The 17079-nt window shown below is 68.3% G+C and carries 13 protein-coding genes; 2 read left to right on the top strand and 11 right to left on the bottom strand.

Annotated features, from left to right (window positions below; genetic code table 11):
* Positions 1–2 precede the first annotated feature (2 nt).
* Complete coding sequence (locus J7528_RS21555) at positions 3–1847, top strand: hypothetical protein (protein WP_291878811.1); 1845 nt, start codon at positions 3–5, stop codon at positions 1845–1847.
* Positions 1848–1864: 17 nt separating this feature from the next.
* Entirely contained in the window at positions 1865–3355 is a 1491-nt protein-coding gene (locus J7528_RS21550; protein WP_291878808.1) for a right-handed parallel beta-helix repeat-containing protein, read from the top strand.
* Between the two features lie 156 nt (positions 3356–3511).
* Here J7528_RS21550 and J7528_RS21545 read toward each other — a convergent pair whose 3' ends face one another.
* From J7528_RS21545 to J7528_RS21495, 11 genes are all read right to left on the bottom strand, one after another.
* Positions 3512–5077 (bottom strand): carboxylesterase/lipase family protein, encoded by a 1566-nt coding sequence (locus J7528_RS21545; protein WP_291878806.1) that lies wholly within the window; start codon positions 5075–5077, stop codon positions 3512–3514.
* Positions 5078–5138: 61 nt separating this feature from the next.
* On the bottom strand, positions 5139–6149 hold the full coding sequence (locus tag J7528_RS21540) for a LysR substrate-binding domain-containing protein (RefSeq protein WP_291878804.1): 1011 nt from the start codon (positions 6147–6149) through the stop codon (positions 5139–5141).
* A gap of 50 nt (positions 6150–6199) precedes the next feature.
* The gene (gene kdgD / locus J7528_RS21535) at positions 6200–7144 is read right to left on the bottom strand and encodes a 5-dehydro-4-deoxyglucarate dehydratase (protein WP_291878803.1); all 945 of its coding nucleotides are present in this window, start codon (positions 7142–7144) and stop codon (positions 6200–6202) included.
* Between the two features lie 167 nt (positions 7145–7311).
* Positions 7312–8676 (bottom strand): DUF1501 domain-containing protein, encoded by a 1365-nt coding sequence (locus J7528_RS21530; RefSeq protein ID WP_291878800.1) that lies wholly within the window; start codon positions 8674–8676, stop codon positions 7312–7314.
* Positions 8677–8681: 5 nt separating this feature from the next.
* A complete protein-coding gene (locus J7528_RS21525) occupies positions 8682–10379 on the bottom strand; it encodes a DUF1800 domain-containing protein (RefSeq protein ID WP_291878797.1) in 1698 nt (565 codons plus the stop codon).
* A 67-nt stretch (positions 10380–10446) separates the two neighbouring features.
* Positions 10447–11430, bottom strand: a complete 984-nt coding sequence (gene virB11, locus J7528_RS21520; protein ID WP_291878794.1) for a P-type DNA transfer ATPase VirB11 — start codon at positions 11428–11430, stop codon at positions 10447–10449.
* A complete protein-coding gene (locus tag J7528_RS21515; RefSeq protein WP_291878793.1) occupies positions 11427–12536 on the bottom strand; it encodes a TrbI/VirB10 family protein in 1110 nt (369 codons plus the stop codon). Before J7528_RS21515 ends, virB11 begins: the two co-directional genes overlap by 4 nt.
* On the bottom strand, positions 12533–13276 hold the full coding sequence (locus J7528_RS21510; RefSeq protein WP_291878790.1) for a TrbG/VirB9 family P-type conjugative transfer protein: 744 nt from the start codon (positions 13274–13276) through the stop codon (positions 12533–12535). The genes J7528_RS21515 and J7528_RS21510 overlap by 4 nt, the downstream gene beginning before the upstream one ends.
* The gene (locus tag J7528_RS21505; protein WP_291878788.1) at positions 13273–14439 is read right to left on the bottom strand and encodes a type IV secretion system protein; all 1167 of its coding nucleotides are present in this window, start codon (positions 14437–14439) and stop codon (positions 13273–13275) included. The genes J7528_RS21510 and J7528_RS21505 overlap by 4 nt, the downstream gene beginning before the upstream one ends.
* Complete coding sequence (locus tag J7528_RS21500; RefSeq protein ID WP_291878785.1) at positions 14439–16811, bottom strand: VirB4 family type IV secretion/conjugal transfer ATPase; 2373 nt, start codon at positions 16809–16811, stop codon at positions 14439–14441. The genes J7528_RS21505 and J7528_RS21500 overlap by 1 nt, the downstream gene beginning before the upstream one ends.
* On the bottom strand, positions 16790–17077 hold the full coding sequence (locus J7528_RS21495; RefSeq protein ID WP_056045755.1) for a type IV secretion system protein VirB3: 288 nt from the start codon (positions 17075–17077) through the stop codon (positions 16790–16792). The genes J7528_RS21500 and J7528_RS21495 overlap by 22 nt, the downstream gene beginning before the upstream one ends.
* Positions 17078–17079 lie beyond the last annotated feature (2 nt).

Raw genomic sequence — 17079 nt, 5'->3', positions numbered from 1 at the left:
GCATGACGACCCGACGTTCCGTCCTGGCTGGCGCCTCGGCCCTGGTCTTCGCCGCCCTGGCGCGTCCTGCCGCCGCCGCGCCGATCCTGTCGGTCTCGACGCCGATGGCGCCGCCCGAGTGGGCGCTGCTGCAGCGCGAACTGCTCAAGGCCAACGAGGAGGCCTGCGCGGCGTTCTTCGCCCGTTATTTCGACGATCGCGGCTGGCTGCGGGCGGTCGAGCGCTGGGGCGCCAATGACGGCCCCGACGACGCCATCGAGAACGTCAACGATTGGCCGACCCTGCACGCGCTGGGCGCCGGCGACCAGGTCCTGGCCATGGCCAAGAAGGCCTTCGACGGCAATGTCGCCCAGTACACGGCGGCCAAGACCATCGAGGTGCCGTTCGCCCGTGAAGGCATGTACTTCCGCGAATTCCCGGTCATGACCGACTGGCAGCACCTGTCCGAAGGGCTGTCGGTGTTCAACCTGCTGGGCCTGTCGGACCCCTACGACGCCCGCTATCGCGATCGGGTGAAGCGCTTTTCGGGCTTCTATACGGGCGAGGACAAGGCGGTCCCGAACTACGATCCCAAGCTGAAGATCATCCGCAGCATGATCACGGGCAGCAAGGGGCCGATGCTGCGGCAGGCCACGCCCCTGGACTGGGCCGGCGACCGGTTCGACCCGACCCACTTCTTCATGGAGCACGGCGAGACGACCTATCAGCAGACCCTGGATCACTATGCCGAATATGGCGACGTGGTCGGCGATGCGCCGCTGAACCTGCAGGCCACCAGCCTGGTCCTGAACGCCTACATGCTGGACCACGAACCGAAGTACCGCGACTGGATCGTGAGTTACGTCGACGCCTGGATCGATCGCGCCAAGGCCAATGGCGACGTGCTGCCCAGCAAGATCGGCCTGGATGGCAAGATCGGCGGACCCAAGGGGCAGTGGTGGAGCGGAACCTATGGCTGGGGCTTCAGCCCCATCGCGCCCCCGACCGGCAAGCGCGAGGACCGCAACCGCGTGCCGCGCGCCGTGGTCGGTTTCCTGAACGCCTATCTGCTGACCGGCGACGACAAGTATCTCGATGTCTGGCGTCGCCAGAACGACGTGATCAACGCCCAGAAGAAGACCGTCGACGGCAAGGTCATGACCCCGCGCATGTACGGCCCCAAGGGCTGGTACGGCTATGCGCCCGGCGAGTACCGGCTGAACGGCCTCGAGATCTGGTACATGTCGCAGAAGGCCAGCGACCGCGCCCGCGCCGCCGACCATCCGTGGGTCTCGTACCTGGAGGGCAAGGACGCCGGCTATCCGGTCAAGGCGCTGCGCGCCGACCTGGAGCGGGTCCGCGCCAAGGCCCAGGCTCAGCGGGACGACAACACCTCGCCCGACACCCGCCTGGCCGACGCCACCCTGGACATCACCCCGGCCAGCGTCACGGCGCTGATCCACCTGATGGAGGGCGGCATCAACATCGCCCGGCCCGCGTGGTCGGGGACCTCGCCGTCGCAGGGCGGAGCGCTGCGCTATGCCCGCCTGCGCTGGTTCGATCCCGAGCGCCGCCGCGCCGGCATTCCGCCGGACGTCTCGGCCTTGGTCGAGAAGCTAGGCGAGGACGAGACGGTGGTGACCCTGGTCAACACCAATCAAGTCGCCGCGCGCACCGTGACGGTGCAGGGCGGCGCCTATGCCGAGCACCAGATCCTGAGCGCGGCGGTGGGCGAGGGGCCTGCGAGCGCGGTCGATTCCTCGGCATTCACGCTGCGCCTGGCGCCGGGCGCCGGTGCGAGGCTGACGCTGAAGATGAAGCGCTATACGAACGCCCCGACCCTGACCTTCCCCTGGGACCGGGCTTAGTCTTTTAGGAGCGATCGATGATCGGTGTTGTCCTGGCGCTGGCGCTCGCCCAGACGCCTGATCCCAAGCCGATCGCGGCCGTCGCCGCCGGCGGTCCCGCCAACACTGGCGCCGAGACGACCTTGCTGTTGGTCGACCGCGAAACCGATGACGACGCCCAAGGCTCGCTGCGCTGGGCGATCACGACCAGCAACGCCGATCCCGGTCGCTACCGCATCGAGATCGCCGCCCCGACCATCGTGCTGAAATCGGCCCTGCCGGCGATCAAGGGCCCGGTCTCGATCGAGGGGCGCGCCTTCGCCCGCTCGGGTGGCCACAACGTGGTCGATGGTTCGGGCTACCTGCCGCGCGACCTGAAGTCCTGCCCGGGCATGGTGCCTGGCCAGTACGGCACCAATGTCCGCACCGCCAGCAATCCCGGCTTCGCGCTAGTCGACACCAAGGGCGTGACCTTGCGCGGCCTGGAGATCCGCAACTTCTGCATCGGCGTGCTGATCCTGCGCACCTCGAACGCGGTGGTCGTCGACAACCGCATCGTCCGTAACATCGGCGGCGCGGGGGTCATGCTTAGCGGCGACGACGGCAAGGGCGGCTCGACCTCGAACACGACCCTGGACAACAAGGTGCTGCGCAACACCTTCTTCGAGAATGGCGACGGCCTGGAGCTGACGCGTGGCGCGGCCTTCAACCTGATCGCCGACAACGTCTTCGACGGCGGGACCGACAATCTGGAGCCCTCGCAGGGCATCGAGATCCTGTGGGGCAATGACAACACCGTCGTGCGCAACCGCTTCCTGCGCTACTCGGACGGCCTGCAGTCGAACTGGGGCGCGCGCAACTACATCGGCGCCAATGTCTTCGAGGGCAACGCCTTCGGCGTCAGCCTGACCGGCGCGGGCAACATGGTCGTCGGCAACGAGATCAAGGGCAACGGCATCGGCATCGCCGTTCGGCCCGAAGCCAAGGTCGCCGTCAACCGCATCAGTCAGAACAGCATCGCCGGCAACGGTCTGCCGATCATGCGCTGCTCGGCCGGCGGCTCGTGTGATCCGAAGATGGCCCGGGGCGGCATCGTCATCGGCCCACCGGGCCTGGAGCACGGCAGCTTCGTTGGCTCGCGCGGCATGGGCGTGGTGTTCGACAAGGCCGGAGCGGCGACGATCTGCCTGAACCAGGACGACGCGAAGGACTGCCACGCGCAGCCGCAGTTCGGCTTGGCTCCGCCCAAGCTCTCGGTCGTCGCCCGGGCCGCCGGGAAGCTGTTGGTGAAAGGCGCGCTGCAAGGCCCGCCGGCCAGTATGGTCACGGTCGAGGTCTTCGCCGGCAAGGCCGGAACCGCTGAGGGCGAGCACTATCTGGGCGCGATCCAGGCGGTCACCGACGGCGTCGGCAACGCCGCCTTCGCCGGCGAGGTCGAGGGCGCGGCGGCCGGCTCGGCCATCACGGCGACGAGCACGACGGCGGTGGCGGCGACTTCGGCGTTCTCGAAACCTCTAGCACTGAAATAATACCCGCCTTCCTGGGCCTTGTGCCCAGGACCCATGGCGCCGCTAGGCATCTGCGATGGCGTTGTCGCAGAGCCTGTCCGCCTGGCGTAGCGCGCGCTGAACGATGGGCCCTGGGCACAAGGCCCAGGAAGACAGATTTATGGAATGGCGAAGCGCCTAAGTCCCTTCCTTGAGGAACGGCGCGGCCGAGAAGATCTCGCGCTCTTCCTTGCGCGGATCGTCGACCATCTTCGAGGTCTCGTTGAACAGCAGGGTCGGACGGCGGGGCAGGGTGTATTGCTCCCAGGCCGGGATCGCCGCGCCGTTCGGATTGCCCGTTCGCGCGAAGTTGACGAAGGCCCCGCTCATTTGATCTCGAACTTTCTGGGCCGCTGGCCCAGTGCCGGTCTTCGACTCCTTGGCATCCAGCGTGCCGAACACCAGCGGGATGTCGTAGGTGTGGTAGGCGCCCATCTTCGGGTCGGTCTGGGCGCCGAAGTCCAGCTGGTACATCCAGGCCGGCGCGCCGATCTTGGCGCGCTGCTCGGCCTGGATCAGGTGGCCCGGCCATGACCGGCCCGCCGTGGTGATGGCGAAGAAGCAGTCCGACGGGCTGTAGTTCGGATAGAGCGCGCGGTACCTGGCGACCAGGTAGTCGGGCGACATGTCCAGCACCAGCTCGTTGTCCAGCTTGCCGGGCAGCTCCTCCCAGGTCAGTTCGAAGTTCTTGGGATCGCCGCCCAGGAAGGCCTTCGTCTCGTCGTGGGTGTTGCCGATGATCATCGGGATGTGGCCGCTCTCGCGCGGGGCGTCCGGATAGAACGGGTGACGGGCCAGGACGCCGTGGTCCAGCACCGACCAGAAGATGATGTTGCCCTTGCGCTCCAGCGGGTCCTTCATCTTCAGCGCCGCGACCAGCTGGGCGGCGGGCAGGGTCTTCAGCGCTTCGGTTTGGTCGGGCTTGAGGCCCAGCTTCTCCATGAAGGCCTTGGCGCGGATGGTGGCGTGGATCGGGCCCATGGCGGTGACGTGCTGGCCGCTCATGGTCGCGACCTTGTGGTACAGGCCCGCCGCGCGCGGCATGGCCATCAGGGTGACGCACTTGCCGCCGCCGCCCGACTGGCCGAACGTCATGACGTTGCCAGGGTCTCCGCCAAAGGCGGCAATATTGTCGCGCACCCACTCGAGGGCCAGGATCAGATCCAGGTTGCCGACATTGCCGCTGTCGGCCAGCTCGGCCCCGCCCAGCCGCGCCAGGTAGCTGTAGCCGAAGCAGTTCAGGCGGTGGTTCACCGTCACCACCACCACGTCATAGGTCTTGGCCAGCCAGGTTCCGTCGTACAGCGGGCTGGAGCCCGAGCCGTTCGCGTGGGCCCCGCCGTGGACGTAGAACATCACCGGCCGCTTCTTCCCGTCGGCGATCCCCGGCGTCCAGACATTGAGGAACAGGCAGTCCTCGCTTGTGCCTTCGTCTGCTTTGCTCTGGGGGGAGGCTGCGCCGTAGGCCAGCGCGTCGGCGACGCCTTTCCAAGGCTGAGCGGCCTGCGCAGGCTGGAAGCGACGCGCCGAGGTGTCGGCGCCGTAGCGCACGCCCTTGAAGACCTTGATCCCGTCGACCTGCGCGCCACGCACTCGGCCCGCCATGGTGGTCGCGACCGGCGCGGCGACACCGGCGGCGTTCACACGGGTCGCGGCGGCCACGGCGAGTGTTCCCGCCAGGACAGCGCGGCGATCGAAGGTCATCTTGTCTCTCCCAAACTCTATCGTTGGGCGTTGGCCCGCCTTGGGAGAAGACAGCACGCTGCTAGCGCGCGTCGGTTCCCGTCGGCGAGGCCTCGGCCAGGCACAGGTCGATGAAGGTCTGCAGGATCGGGCTCTCGTTGTCCTTGCGCCAGGCCATGTAGAGCTCGACCGGCCGGTCGGGCGTGGTCGCGACAGGGCGGAACTGCACGTCGTCGAAGTGCAGGCTCATGGCGGCTTCGGGCACGATCGCCGCGCCCAGGCCCGCATGGACCAGGGCCAGCATCGAGTGGATCTGGGTGACGTGCTGGACGTAGTTGGGGCTCACGCCGTTGGCGTCGAACAGCGTCGTCAGCATGTTGTAGAAATAGCCCGCGCCCTCGGGCGAATACATGATCAGCGGCGCGGCGTCGAAGTCGGCCAGGGTCAGGGTGGCCTTGGCCAGGCGCGCGTCGCCGGTCGGCAGGGCCGCGACCAGGGGCTCGGACAGCACGCGGGCGGTGGCGAACTCGACCCGCTCCATCGGCGGGCGGACCAAGCCGATATCGATGCGGCCGGTCAGCAGGGCCTCGACCTGTTCGCGGGTGACCATCTCGCGCAGGGTCAGGTCGGCGTTGGGCAGACGGGCTTTGGACAGGATCACCAGCTGCGGCAGGAAATTGTAGCCCGAGGCGGCGGTGAAGCCGATGGCGATCTGGCCGGCCTCGCCGCTGGCGATGCGGCGGGTAGCGAGAGCAGCGCTCTCGGCCAGGCGCAGGATGCGGCGGGCTTCCAGCAGGAAGGCGCGGCCGGCGGGGGTCAGGCGGACCGAGCGGCTGGTGCGGTCCAGCAGAGTGACGCCGAGAATGCGTTCGAGAAGCTGGACCTGCCGGCTCAGCGGCGGCTGGGTCATGTTCAGCCGCTGGGCGGCGCGGCCGAAGTGCAGCTCCTCGGCCGTGGCGACGAAGCAGCGCAGCTGGCTCAGTTCGAACATCGGAAAACGCCCATCGACCACACCCTGGAGGCGCGACGCCAGGCGCTCGTTCGGACCGATCGCCAGCGTCTTCTTGCCAGGGAGAGGCGTGAACGCGTTCATGGGATGTGTAAAGCGGGTCGATGCGCCGAACGCATCGACCCGCCTGTCCTTTAGCCGTTGGCGGCGCGGCGCAGGTCGCCGGCGTTGGCGCGGGCGATCAGGCCCTGCAGCTCGCCATATTCGGCGGTGGTCAGCTCGGTCAGCGGCAGGCGCACCGGACCGGCGTCGCGGCCGATGGCCTTCATGCCGGCCTTCACGATCGAGACGGCGTAGCCCTTACCCTTGTTGCGCAGCGAGATGTACGGCAGGACGAAGTCGCGCAGGCCGGCCATGACGGTGTCGCGGTCGCGGGCGCGCACCGCCTTGTAGAAGTCCAGCGCCCACTCCGGCATGAAGTTGAAGATGGCCGACGAATAGGTCGTCACGCCCATCTCCAGATAGGGCAGGGCGAAGGTCTCGGCCGTCGGCAGGCCGCCGATATAGGTCAGGCGGTCGCCCATGCGGGCATAGACCCGCATCATCAGTTCCAGATCGCCGACGCCGTCCTTGAAGCCGACGAGGTTCGGATTGCGCTCGCACAGCGTCTCGAGCGTGTCCTCGTTGATGATGGCGTTGTCGCGGTTATAGACGATGACGCCCAGCTTGGTGGACTTGCAGACCGCCTCGATGTGGCCGGCGAGGCCCTCTTGGGTGGCGTTGGTCAGGTAGGGCGGCAGCAGCAGCACGCCGTCGGCGCCGGCCGCTTCCGCATCCTTGGCCAGGTCGGTGGCGATGGCCGTGCCGTAGCCGCAGCCGGCGATGACCGGGATCTTGCCGTTGGTCTCGGCGACGGCGGCGCGAACCACTTGGCCGACTTCCGCGGGACGCAGCGAGAAGAACTCGCCCGTGCCGCCGGCGGCGAACAGGCCGGCCAGCTCGCGTTCCAGCATCCAGCCGCAATGTTCGCGGTAGGGCGCTTCCAGGAACTGGTGGTTGGTGTCGAAATGGGTGACGGGGAACGACAGCAGGCCGCCGCCGAGCTGGCGGGCCATTTCCGTCGGCGACATTCGGCTCATGAAGTCCTCTCCGAGCGGCGGCCGTCGTCCCGGGTCACTCCCGGAGGGCCGCTTCTTGATCGTCACGGTAGAGAGGGCTTGGGTCGCGGTCTAAGCCAAAGGCGCTATGGACCGATACAGAATTTGGCTTGATGCGGCGGAGAGCAGGCCCTCCGCCGCGATCGGGTCTAGCCGAACAGCGGCACGGGCCCGCGGCCGCCGCCGTTCCAGTTGGCCCAGTTGGGGAAGATGTAGGGCATGTCGGCGGGGCTGACGCCGTACCATCGGGCGATGGCGCCAACGTACTCCTCGGTGGCGATGGAGGGGATCCAGCGGCCGTCGTTGGAGGTATCCTCGGGGCCGCCGAAGGTCATGTCCGGATAGCGGCCATGGACCTTGCCGTTGGCCAGGGCGCCGCCGATGACGAGGTGGTTCGAACCCCAGGCGTGGTCGGTGCCGCCGCTGGCGTTGCCTTTGAACACGCGGCCGAAGTCCGACATCGTGAAGGCGGTGACATTATCCTGCAGGCCCAGGGCCTTCATGGCGTTGTAGAAACCGGCCAGGGCGTTGGCCAGGTCGCCGTAGAGATTGTTGTGCGCCGCCAGCTCGTTGGTGTGGGTGTCGTAGCCGCCTTGGCTGACGAAGAAGGTCTGCTTGGCGTGACCCAGCGAACCGCGTGCCTCGATCATCCGCGCCGCGCGCAAGAGCTGGCGGGAGATGTCGGAGGTAAGCGCCGCGCCGGTGGTCGGGTGAACGAAAAACTTGTCCACGGCCGAAGTCGTCGACGAGATGATGGTGTTGGCGGCCACGGCTTGGGCATAGGCCGACGACATGCCCTTGCTCGTCAGGTCGGTGATCGCACCGTACGAGGATGCGTCAGCGAAGACGTCCAGCGCGGCCTGACGGGCCTTCACGGCCGCATCGGTCGAGGTCGCATTGTAGCCATTCCGCACAATCGAACCGCTCGACGGCAGGATCAGCGGCGCGGTGCGGTCGCCGATCATACACAGGTTCGAACCGGCGATCGAGATCAGCGGCGGCAAGCTGGCGGCCTGGGCCCGGTCGTTGATGCGACCCATGAAGCCGTCATTGTTGGTGGCGCGCGTGCGCATGCCTTGCCACTGGTTCTGCTGGTCCTCGTGGGACATCAGGTTGACCGGGCGCAGGTCCGGCCGGCTGGTGTAGAGCGACTTGGTCAGCGGCGCGAACAGCGTGCCGGTGTTGAGCACCGCGCTCAGGGCGCCTTCGTCCCAGGCGGGCTCCAGCGCGGCCATGGCGCCATGCAAGCCGAACGCCGTGCCGGTCAGCGGGACCAGGGTGTCCTGTTTCAGCGCGATCCCCGACCCGCGCTGCTTGGCGTAGTCGACGTAGCGACCATCGTTTGGCACGACCATGTTCCAGGCGTCATTGCCGCCAAACAGGAACACCCCGACCATGGCGCGATAGCCCGAGCTATCGGCAGCCAGAGCACTGGAGATGCCGAGCTGGCCCAGGGCGGCCACGGCCGAGCCGCCGGCGGTCAGGCGCAGGAGTTCACGACGAGAGACGGTCATTACGCTTACCGATCGACTTGGAAGAGGGGGGAGCTGGCGGCGATGTAGAGCGCCACCTGGGCGCGCTTGCGGGTCTGCAGGGCCGCGTTGCTGTTCTTGACCGCGGCCATGGCGGCCAGCATCGACTGGCGCTGGGCCTTGGTCATGGTCCCGTTCAGCAGGACGAGGTTGATCCGGTCGACGATCTTGCCGTCGTCGGTTCCGAGGGCTTCCCAGCTCGCCCAGTCCGGGATCGTCCCCAGGACGCCCAGGGTCGGCTTGAACTCGCCACGCGTGCCGTCGCCGCCGACCGTCCAGTCATAGAGGAAGTTGTGCCGCGCCATGGTGGTGGACGTGGTCATCAGCTTGCTGACCGGGCTGAGCAGACCCGCGCCTTGCGGCAGGGGGAACTCGTAGGGATAGAAGTTGAACACCGACGGCGCGCGGAACGGGGCCTGGCCCATGCCGGCGTCGCGGGTTGTGAAAGCATAGCCGTCGGTCTGATAGCCGATCGCCCGCGCCAGCGAGGTCGCCAGCAGAACAGGTTCTTTCACCTTGCCCGGCAGCTGCGAGACGGTGCGCGCCTCGGGGTCCAGATAGATGGCGCGGATCACGGCCTTCATGTCGCCGCGCACGCCCGCGCCGTTGTTGGCGAAGGCGGCCGCCACACGCTCGACATAGGCCGGCGTCGGGTTGGCCACGGTCAGCTGCTGGATCAGTCGCTTGCTGATGTAAGGCGCGGTGTTGGGATGGTTGAACATGGTGTCGACCACGGCGTCGACATTGGCTTGCTGGGTCGCGTTGGCCGCGATCGTCCGACCCAGGAAGGTCTTGGATCCGGTGTCGAAGCGCGTGGCGTACATCACCATCGGTTTGGACCAGTCGCGCTTGCTGTTGTCGGTCAGCGCCGCATTGTCCAGGCGAGCATAGGTCCAGCCGGTGAGGGCGCGGGCCACCTCCTTGACGTCGGCGTTGCTGTAGGTCGCGATGGTCGCGCCGGTATTGTCGGTCTGCGGCGTGCCGTCCGGGTTCAAGAGCACGGTGCCGACCGAGAAAAGCTGCATCAGCTCGCGCGCATAGTTCTCGTTGGGCTGGCTCTTGTTGCTGTCGGCCATGTCCAGGTACTCGCCCATGTACGGGTTGAGCGTCACGGCCTGGAGGATGTCGCGGTAGTTGCCGAAGGTGTTGGAGAGCAGGATCTGGTTGAAGGTCGCCAGGCCCGCCGTATTGCCGACGTCGACCGCCGAGGCCACGACGATCTGCGACAGCGCGAAGGCCACGCGCTGGCGCAGCTGGTCGCCGTTGCCGATGGCGTTTGAATAGAACCGCAGTTGCATCGGCGTGGCCGAGAAGTTGTCGCGGTTGCAGTTGTTCAGGTCCGCGCCCGACGGAAACTGGGCCGAGCAAAACGTGCTGGGCACCGGCCTGATCAGGTCGGCATAGGTGCTGGTCGACAGGTTGAACTGCTCATCCATCCAGGCGGCGACCGAACGCTTGGCGACAATGGTGTCGATCAGCGCCGGCGTGGGGCCGAAGCTGGCCTGCTTGGCGAAGCGCGCGGCTTCGTCGGGCAGGATCTCGCCGGTCGGGGCCACGCCGATCATGTCGGGGATAGCCGGGCTGGAAGCGGGCTTGCCGCCGCCGCCGCTGGAGCTCCCGCCGCAGGCGGAGAGGAAGATCGACAAGCTCAGCGCCGCGGCCGAGCCAAAGTACTGTTTACGCATGACGAGGTCCTCGACGCGTCGCGGGATGCGGCGCGCCTGAAACTAAGAACTGAACAAAATCGGAGGATTAGCGGTCCTGGAAGGTGACCTCCTTGACCGCTCTGACGCCGCCTTGGCGGTGAAGTTGGACGAAGATGTCGACGACGCGCCGGACGTGATCGACCACGTCGGCGCGCCGCAGATTGGCGCCGGCCTGCAAGGCCATCAGGGCCAGTTGGTCGACCGCGCCGGCCGGATCGTCGGCATGGACGGTGGTCATCGAGCCAGGGTGGCCGCTGGACACCGCGCGCAGGAACGAGAAGGCCTCGGCCCCACGCAGTTCGCCCAGGATGATGCGGTCGGGGCGCAGGCGTAGCGAGGCCTGCAGCAGGTCCTCGGCCGTTACCCGCGCTTCGCCCTGATCGCCGCGCACGGCCACCAGGCCAATGGCGTTGGGATGAACCAGGCGGATCTCGGGCGCGTCCTCGATCAGCACCAGGCGCTGGTCGAGCGGGACCTCCTTGAGGAGGGCGTTGAGGAAGGTGGTCTTGCCGGTCGAGGTGCCGCCGCTGACCACGATATTCTTGCCCGCCCGAACGGCGGCGGCCAGGAAGTTCTTGATGTCGCCGGCGTTCAGGAAGGCGCGCAGGATGGCGTCGGCATTGGGCTGGGGCTTCAGCGCGAGATCGAAGGCGCCGTTGCTGGCGTAGTCGGTGAGGCTGAGGTCGCTGACCACGTGCTTGCGGATCGCCAGGGCCAGGCCTTCGCGGGTCGCCGGCGGGGCCACGACCTGCACGCGGGCGCCGTCGGGTAGGACGGCCGACAGCAGGGGATGCTCGCGGCTGACGCCCTGACTGGACAGGCTGGCGACCTGGCGGGCCAGGCGCCACAGGTTGGTCTCGTCCAGGGACGGAACCTCGACGCGTTCAGCGGCGCCGCCGAGGCGCTCGACCCACAGCTCGCCGGGGCGATTGACGTAGAGATCCGTCACCACAGGGTCGGCCAGCCATGGCGCCAGGGGCGCGAGATAGGCTTCCAGGTAGACGCCGAACTTGGTGGCGAGCGCGGTCATTTGCGGACGCCCGAGAAGTCCAGGTCGCGGGCGACGAAGATCGTCACCGGTGCGCCCTGGCTGGTCTGGATGGTCGGCGAGACCTTGTTGTCGATCGGCGTGACCGCGCCGGCCAGCGTGGCGGCCTGGGCCGCCGAGCCGATATAGATCTGCGAGGTCGAGCGGGCGTTGCCAACGGCGGCGACGCCGGCGTTCAACACCGACATCAAGATCGAACCGCCGAAACGGCTGAAGAAGTGCCGGTCGACCTTGCCCTCCAGGCCGCCACGACCCAGCGGGTCGGCAGCGGGAGACGCAATTTGAATCGAGACGCCGTCGGGACGGATCACCCGAGTCCAGATCACGAAGACGCGCGAGGCGCCTTGGGCCACGCCCGACTTGTACTGGCCGATCACCCGGCTGCCGCGTGGGATCAGCACGGTGGAGCCATCGAAGCTCTTGATGTCACGGGTGACCATGGCGCGGGCCAGGCCCGGCAGGTCGGAATTGATCGCCGTCTCCATGACCGCCGGGATCACCGCGCCTTGCGGGATCAGGGCGTCCAGGTCGCGCATGGCGGTGGCCTTGGCGGGCTCGCTGTCGTTGCCGCCGATGCGGTCGGCGAACTTCTCATCGGGGTTCAGGCCGCCGTCGACGGCCCTGGCGGCCATCGGCGAGGTCGGCGTCATTTCGGCGTTGGCCTTGATCAAGGCCGGGGCCCCGCCGAAGTCGACCACCAGGGTCGGGGCGCGGCGGCGCTGGTCCATGTCGACGGCAGGAACAGGCGGCAGCGGCTCGGCGGCCATGGCGGCGACCTGAGCCGGCGTCGGCGGCAGGCTGTTGTTCTCGGTGAACTGAGGGCCGGGGATCACGGCCGGGGGCGCGGCGGGCGCGGTGAGCGCTGTCGCGGCCACGGCCGGGGCGTTGGTCGGACGCGGAAGCCGGGCCTGCGCGTCGGCGCGATGGCTGGCCATCATCATGAACACCCCGATCCCGAGCACGCCGAAACCGGCCATGATCACGGGCGTCGGCAGGCCGGCATGGGCGCGGGCCACGCGCGGTTGGGCCTGGGCGTCGGCGGCGGCGAGGTCTTCCTGCACCTGGGCGGACTGGCGGGGATCGATCATCGGACGCCTCCCCCGAAGGCGGCGTTGGTCACCGTCAGGGCTGATTTGCCCGAGCGCAGCACGAACTTCGGCGCCAACTGGTCGACGACTAGGTAGCCGTCGCGGACCACGGCGTTGGCCAGGCCCTCGACGCCATCGGCATTGACGACGAACACGGCGGGCAGGTCGGCCTGGGCCGGCCAGGCGAAATAGGTCGCCGCGCCATCGTCGAAGACCTTGGCCGGCTGGATGGCGGCGTCGCCCTTGACGCTATAGGCGGCGTTGCGGGCCACCGGCGCGGCGGGAGGGGCCGGCGGCGGAGGCGCGGTGGTCACCATGACCGGGGCGGGAACCAGGAATCTCACGACATAGGCCAGGTCCTTGGTCGTGGCCTTGGGGCCGGCGACGACCAGCTCGAACACATAGCGGCGACGGTCGGTCACCACGGTCATGTTGGTGGCTGCCGTGCGGTCCAGGGGCTTGAGGAACAGAAGGTTGGCCTTCTTGTTCGGCGTCACCTGCCAGCCCAGGGCGTCGCCGATCGAGACGTTCTCGATGCGCTCGTCGGGGGCGAACTCCAGCATGGTCTGGATGCCGAAATAGCCGGTCAGGCGCACGACCTGGTCGGGGTCGTAGGCGACGGTGCGGATGCGCGGGTCGACGGCGCCGGGGCGCGGAGCGTCGGCTGCCAGCACCGGGCCGGCCAGGGCGGCGCCAAGGGCCAGGACGGCCAGCAGCGTGCGGGGGTAAGCGAAGGTCACTGGTCTCTCCGGGCGCCCGAGGCGGCGCGGCGGGGGGCGGGGGTACGGCGATAGGTCTGGCCAAGCGGCGCGCCGGGGGCGGCGTACGCGGCTTGGGCGGCCGGACCGCGATCCGAGACCACGGTCAGCAGGCGCGGACCGATCGGATCGGGCGAAGTCGGAGCGTCGCGACGGTCGAGGGCGACAGCCGCGGCGGCGACGGTGGCGGCGCGGCTCAGCGGCTCGACCTGTGAGGTCGCATAGCGCGGCGCTTGGGGCGCGGCGGCCACGTCGTTCCAGGCGGCGCCGACCAGGCCGCGCGGCAGGCGCAGGCCGGCGGCGATGACGCCCAGGGTGATCACCGACAGCACCATGACCAGGGCGAAAACCAGGGTCAGGACCAGCACGGTCACGGCCGGGCCGATGTCGAAGGCGGCGAACTGCTGGGCGGAACGCGCCTCGCCCAGAGCCTTCAGTGACGGGGCCAGCATGGCCAGCTCCAGCGACAGGGTCAGGGTGGCGGTCAGCGGGATCAGGGCCAGGGCGATCATCGCCTTCAGCCAGCCCTCGACCAGGCCGCGCGTGGTTTCGAACAGCAGCAGGCCGGCGATCAGCGGAGCCAGGGCCAGCAGCATGGCCAGCACGACCTTGGACGCCAGCAGCACGCCCAGCGAGGACAGCACCAGGGTCATGCCGCCGGTATTGACCGCGAAGGCGCCAAAGCCCGGCCCGCCTTGCGTCGCGGCCGCGCCAACACTGGCGCGACTGGCCATCAGGGTCGCGGACTTCTGCAGGCCGTCGAACGCATCCTGCAGCGCCAGGAAGGGATGGGCGTCCTGGCCCAGCAGCAGGCCGCCAATCTCGGCAGGGGCCTTGGTCAGGGTGTCGTAGACCAGGGTCTGGAAGAACGGCCAGTTGGTGGCCAGGGCCACGACGATACCGACCTTCAGCACCGACATGGTGGCGTCACCGACCCGAAGGCCGCCACGGCCCAACATCAGGCGATAGCCGATGAAGACCACATACAGGGTCATCAGGCCGGTCAGCAGCATGGCGACGGGCGAGCCAGGGCCCGCGAGAGCGGCGTAGCCGCTCGTGGCCAGTTCGTGCACCCGGCAGTCGACCGAGCCGATCAGGCCCTGGACCATCGGGGCGTCGACGGGGAGTTGCGCGCAGGTCGCCATCACGCGGCCCTCACCAGTTGTGGCATCCAGGTCTCCGGGTCATCGCCCAGCTGTTCGCGCAGGGCGTCCAGCTTGCGCACCGTGCTCTCGCGGCCTGACAGTACGGTCAGCAGCTCGGGCGAGCCGGCCAGGTTCAGGCGGGCCACGACGCTGTCGGTCCCGTGCTTGATCAGGAAGCAGCGCGAGGTGTCGGGCAGGGTCTTCACCAGCTCGAACTCGTGCGCGGTCAGACCGAAGCCTTCGCAGTAGTCTTTCGCCTGCGCCTTCGGGTTGGCCATGAAGATCTGGGTCGCGGCCTGCTCGATGATGGCGCTGGCGATGCGGCTCTCCAGGGCGTCCTGGGCGCTTTGGGTGGCGAAGCCGACCACGCCGTTGCGCTTGCGCAGGGTCTTTTCCCAGTCGCGGATGCGGGCCACGAAGACGTCGTCGTCCAAGGCTTTCCAACCCTCGTCGATGACGATCAGGGTCGGGTGGCCGTCCAGGCGCTGCTCCACGCGGTGGAACAGGTACATCATGGCCGGTGTCCGTAGAGCCGGATCGTCCAGCAGCTGGGTCATGTCGAAGCCCAGGGTCAGCTGGTTCAGGTCCAGACCGTCGGTCTCGTTGTCGAACAGCCAGGCGTGCTCGCCCGCGCCATGCCAGGGGGCGAGGCGCGCGGCCAGGTCGGCGGCGTCTGGGCGGCGTGAACCCCGGAAGAGTTCTGCGAAATAGCGCAAGCGGCGCAGGCTGGGCGCCTGGTCGTAGGAAGCGTCGACGGCGTCCTTGATCCGCGCGGCGTCGTCGGCCGACAGGGTCTCGCCGGGGACCGACACTAGCTTGGCGACCCACTCGGTCAGGAACTTGCGGTTGGTCGCGGTATCGGCCAGGGCCAGCGGGTTGAAGCCCGTCGGCTGGCCCGGGCGCAGGGTCTCGTAACGACCGCCGATCGCGCGCAGGAAGATCTCCGCGCCCCGGTCCTTGTCGAAGAAGACGATGCGCGGGCTGTACTTGCGGGCTTGGGCCAGCAGGAAGTTCAGCACCACGGTCTTGCCCGAGCCTGACGGGCCGATGACCGTGAAGTTGCCCAGGTCGCCCTTGTGGAAATTGAAGTGATACGGGCCGGCCGAGGTGGTCTCCAGCAGGGTCACCGCGTAACCCCAGTGGTTGCCGTCCGCTTGGCCGACCGGGAAGTTGTGGCCGCTGGCGAAGCCGGCGAAATTGGCGGTCGAGATTAGAGCTTTCCGGGCGATGTCCTTGAGGTTGCCCGGGAACTGCGCCCAGAAGGCCGGCTCCAGATTGACGTCCTCGCGCACGGCGATGGCGCCCATCTCGGTGAAGGCCGACATCACCTCCGCCGTGGAGCGGTCCAGGCCGTCCAGGGTCTCAGCCCGCACCAGCACGGTCAGGTGATGCTCGCCGAAGGCGGCGCGACCCGAGACGACGTCGTCCTTGGCGCGGGTCAGGTCGGCGCGGAGGCTGAGGCCGTCATCGTCTGCGGCCTTCATCCGGCGCAGGGCCAGGTTCATACGCTCCAGGGTCGGCTGGCGGTCGACGAAGCCGAAGCTCTGGGTGACGACCATCTCGCACGGCAGGCGCAGCAGGTCGTCCAGCATCCCCGGCGTGGTCTGGGCGGGATAGTCCTTGATCGACACCATCGACCCGAAACCGCGCGCCAGGGCGCCGGCGCGCGAGAGTTCCAGCGTCTCCAGGCCGAAGCAGGCGCGGCGATAGGGCAGGTACTCGCCGGCGTCGCCTTGCGGGACCAGCACCGGGCGCATCTCGCCATTGTAGAGGCAGGACAGGAACTCCAGTGGCTCGGAGCAACGGCCGGTCGCGCCTTCGTAGGTCCCGAGCACGCGCGCGCCATAGGGAGCGAGGGCCGAGATCAGGCTGTCGCGGGCGCTGTCCAGCTCGCGGCGGTCGGCGGCCTGGATGGCGGCGGCTTCGGCCTTGCCGGTCCCCTTGAGCGCGCGCAGCAGACCGTCGATGACGCCGCCATGGCCCTGCAACGGGCGGCGGACGATCGTCAGGAAGAGGTCATTGACGTAGAGCTTCCGCGCGGCCAGACGCTCGCTCCAGGTCGCGTCCAGCGCGGCGCTGAACGCGTCGGCGAAAGCGCCTTGGGTGCGGGCCTCGACCTGGCGGCGGACGATGTGATGGTAGATGGCGAAGCGCGAGCTCGACAGGCCGCGCAGCATTACGTCGCGCACGGCCTTGCGGTAGTTCAGTTCCTCGCTGTCGGCCGTCTCGAACGGCAGGCCGGCCAGGTGGATGACCTGCATCAGGAGGCCGTCTCGCGTCTCGATCGTCACGTCGTCGAGATGGCGGGCATAGGGCAGGCGCTTGCCGGCCGTGGCTTCTTTGCGCGGGTTCAGGCGCTGTAGCTGTTGCATCGCCAGGCTCGGAAATTGGGTACGCGGGGACAGCGGCTGACCTTGGTCAGCCAGAGATCGAAGATGCGGGGCTCGCGCAGGCAGGCGGCGTAGCCGATCGCGTGGATCACCAGCGCGGCCGCGATGGCCCAGAATGACTTGGTGATCAGGAAGAGTTCGGCGGTGACCACCCCGTTGATCACGAAGTAGCTGTAGGTCACGCCCGCGAACATCTGCGGGCGGGTCAGGGCGCCGAACACCACGTCGCGATCCAGCGGAGCGGCCATGG

Source organism: Caulobacter sp. (assembly GCF_017744445.1).
Taxonomy (GTDB): Bacteria; Pseudomonadota; Alphaproteobacteria; order Caulobacterales; family Caulobacteraceae; genus Caulobacter.
Note: the sequence above shows the minus strand (reverse complement) of the source record. Positions and strands in the feature narration are given on the sequence as shown.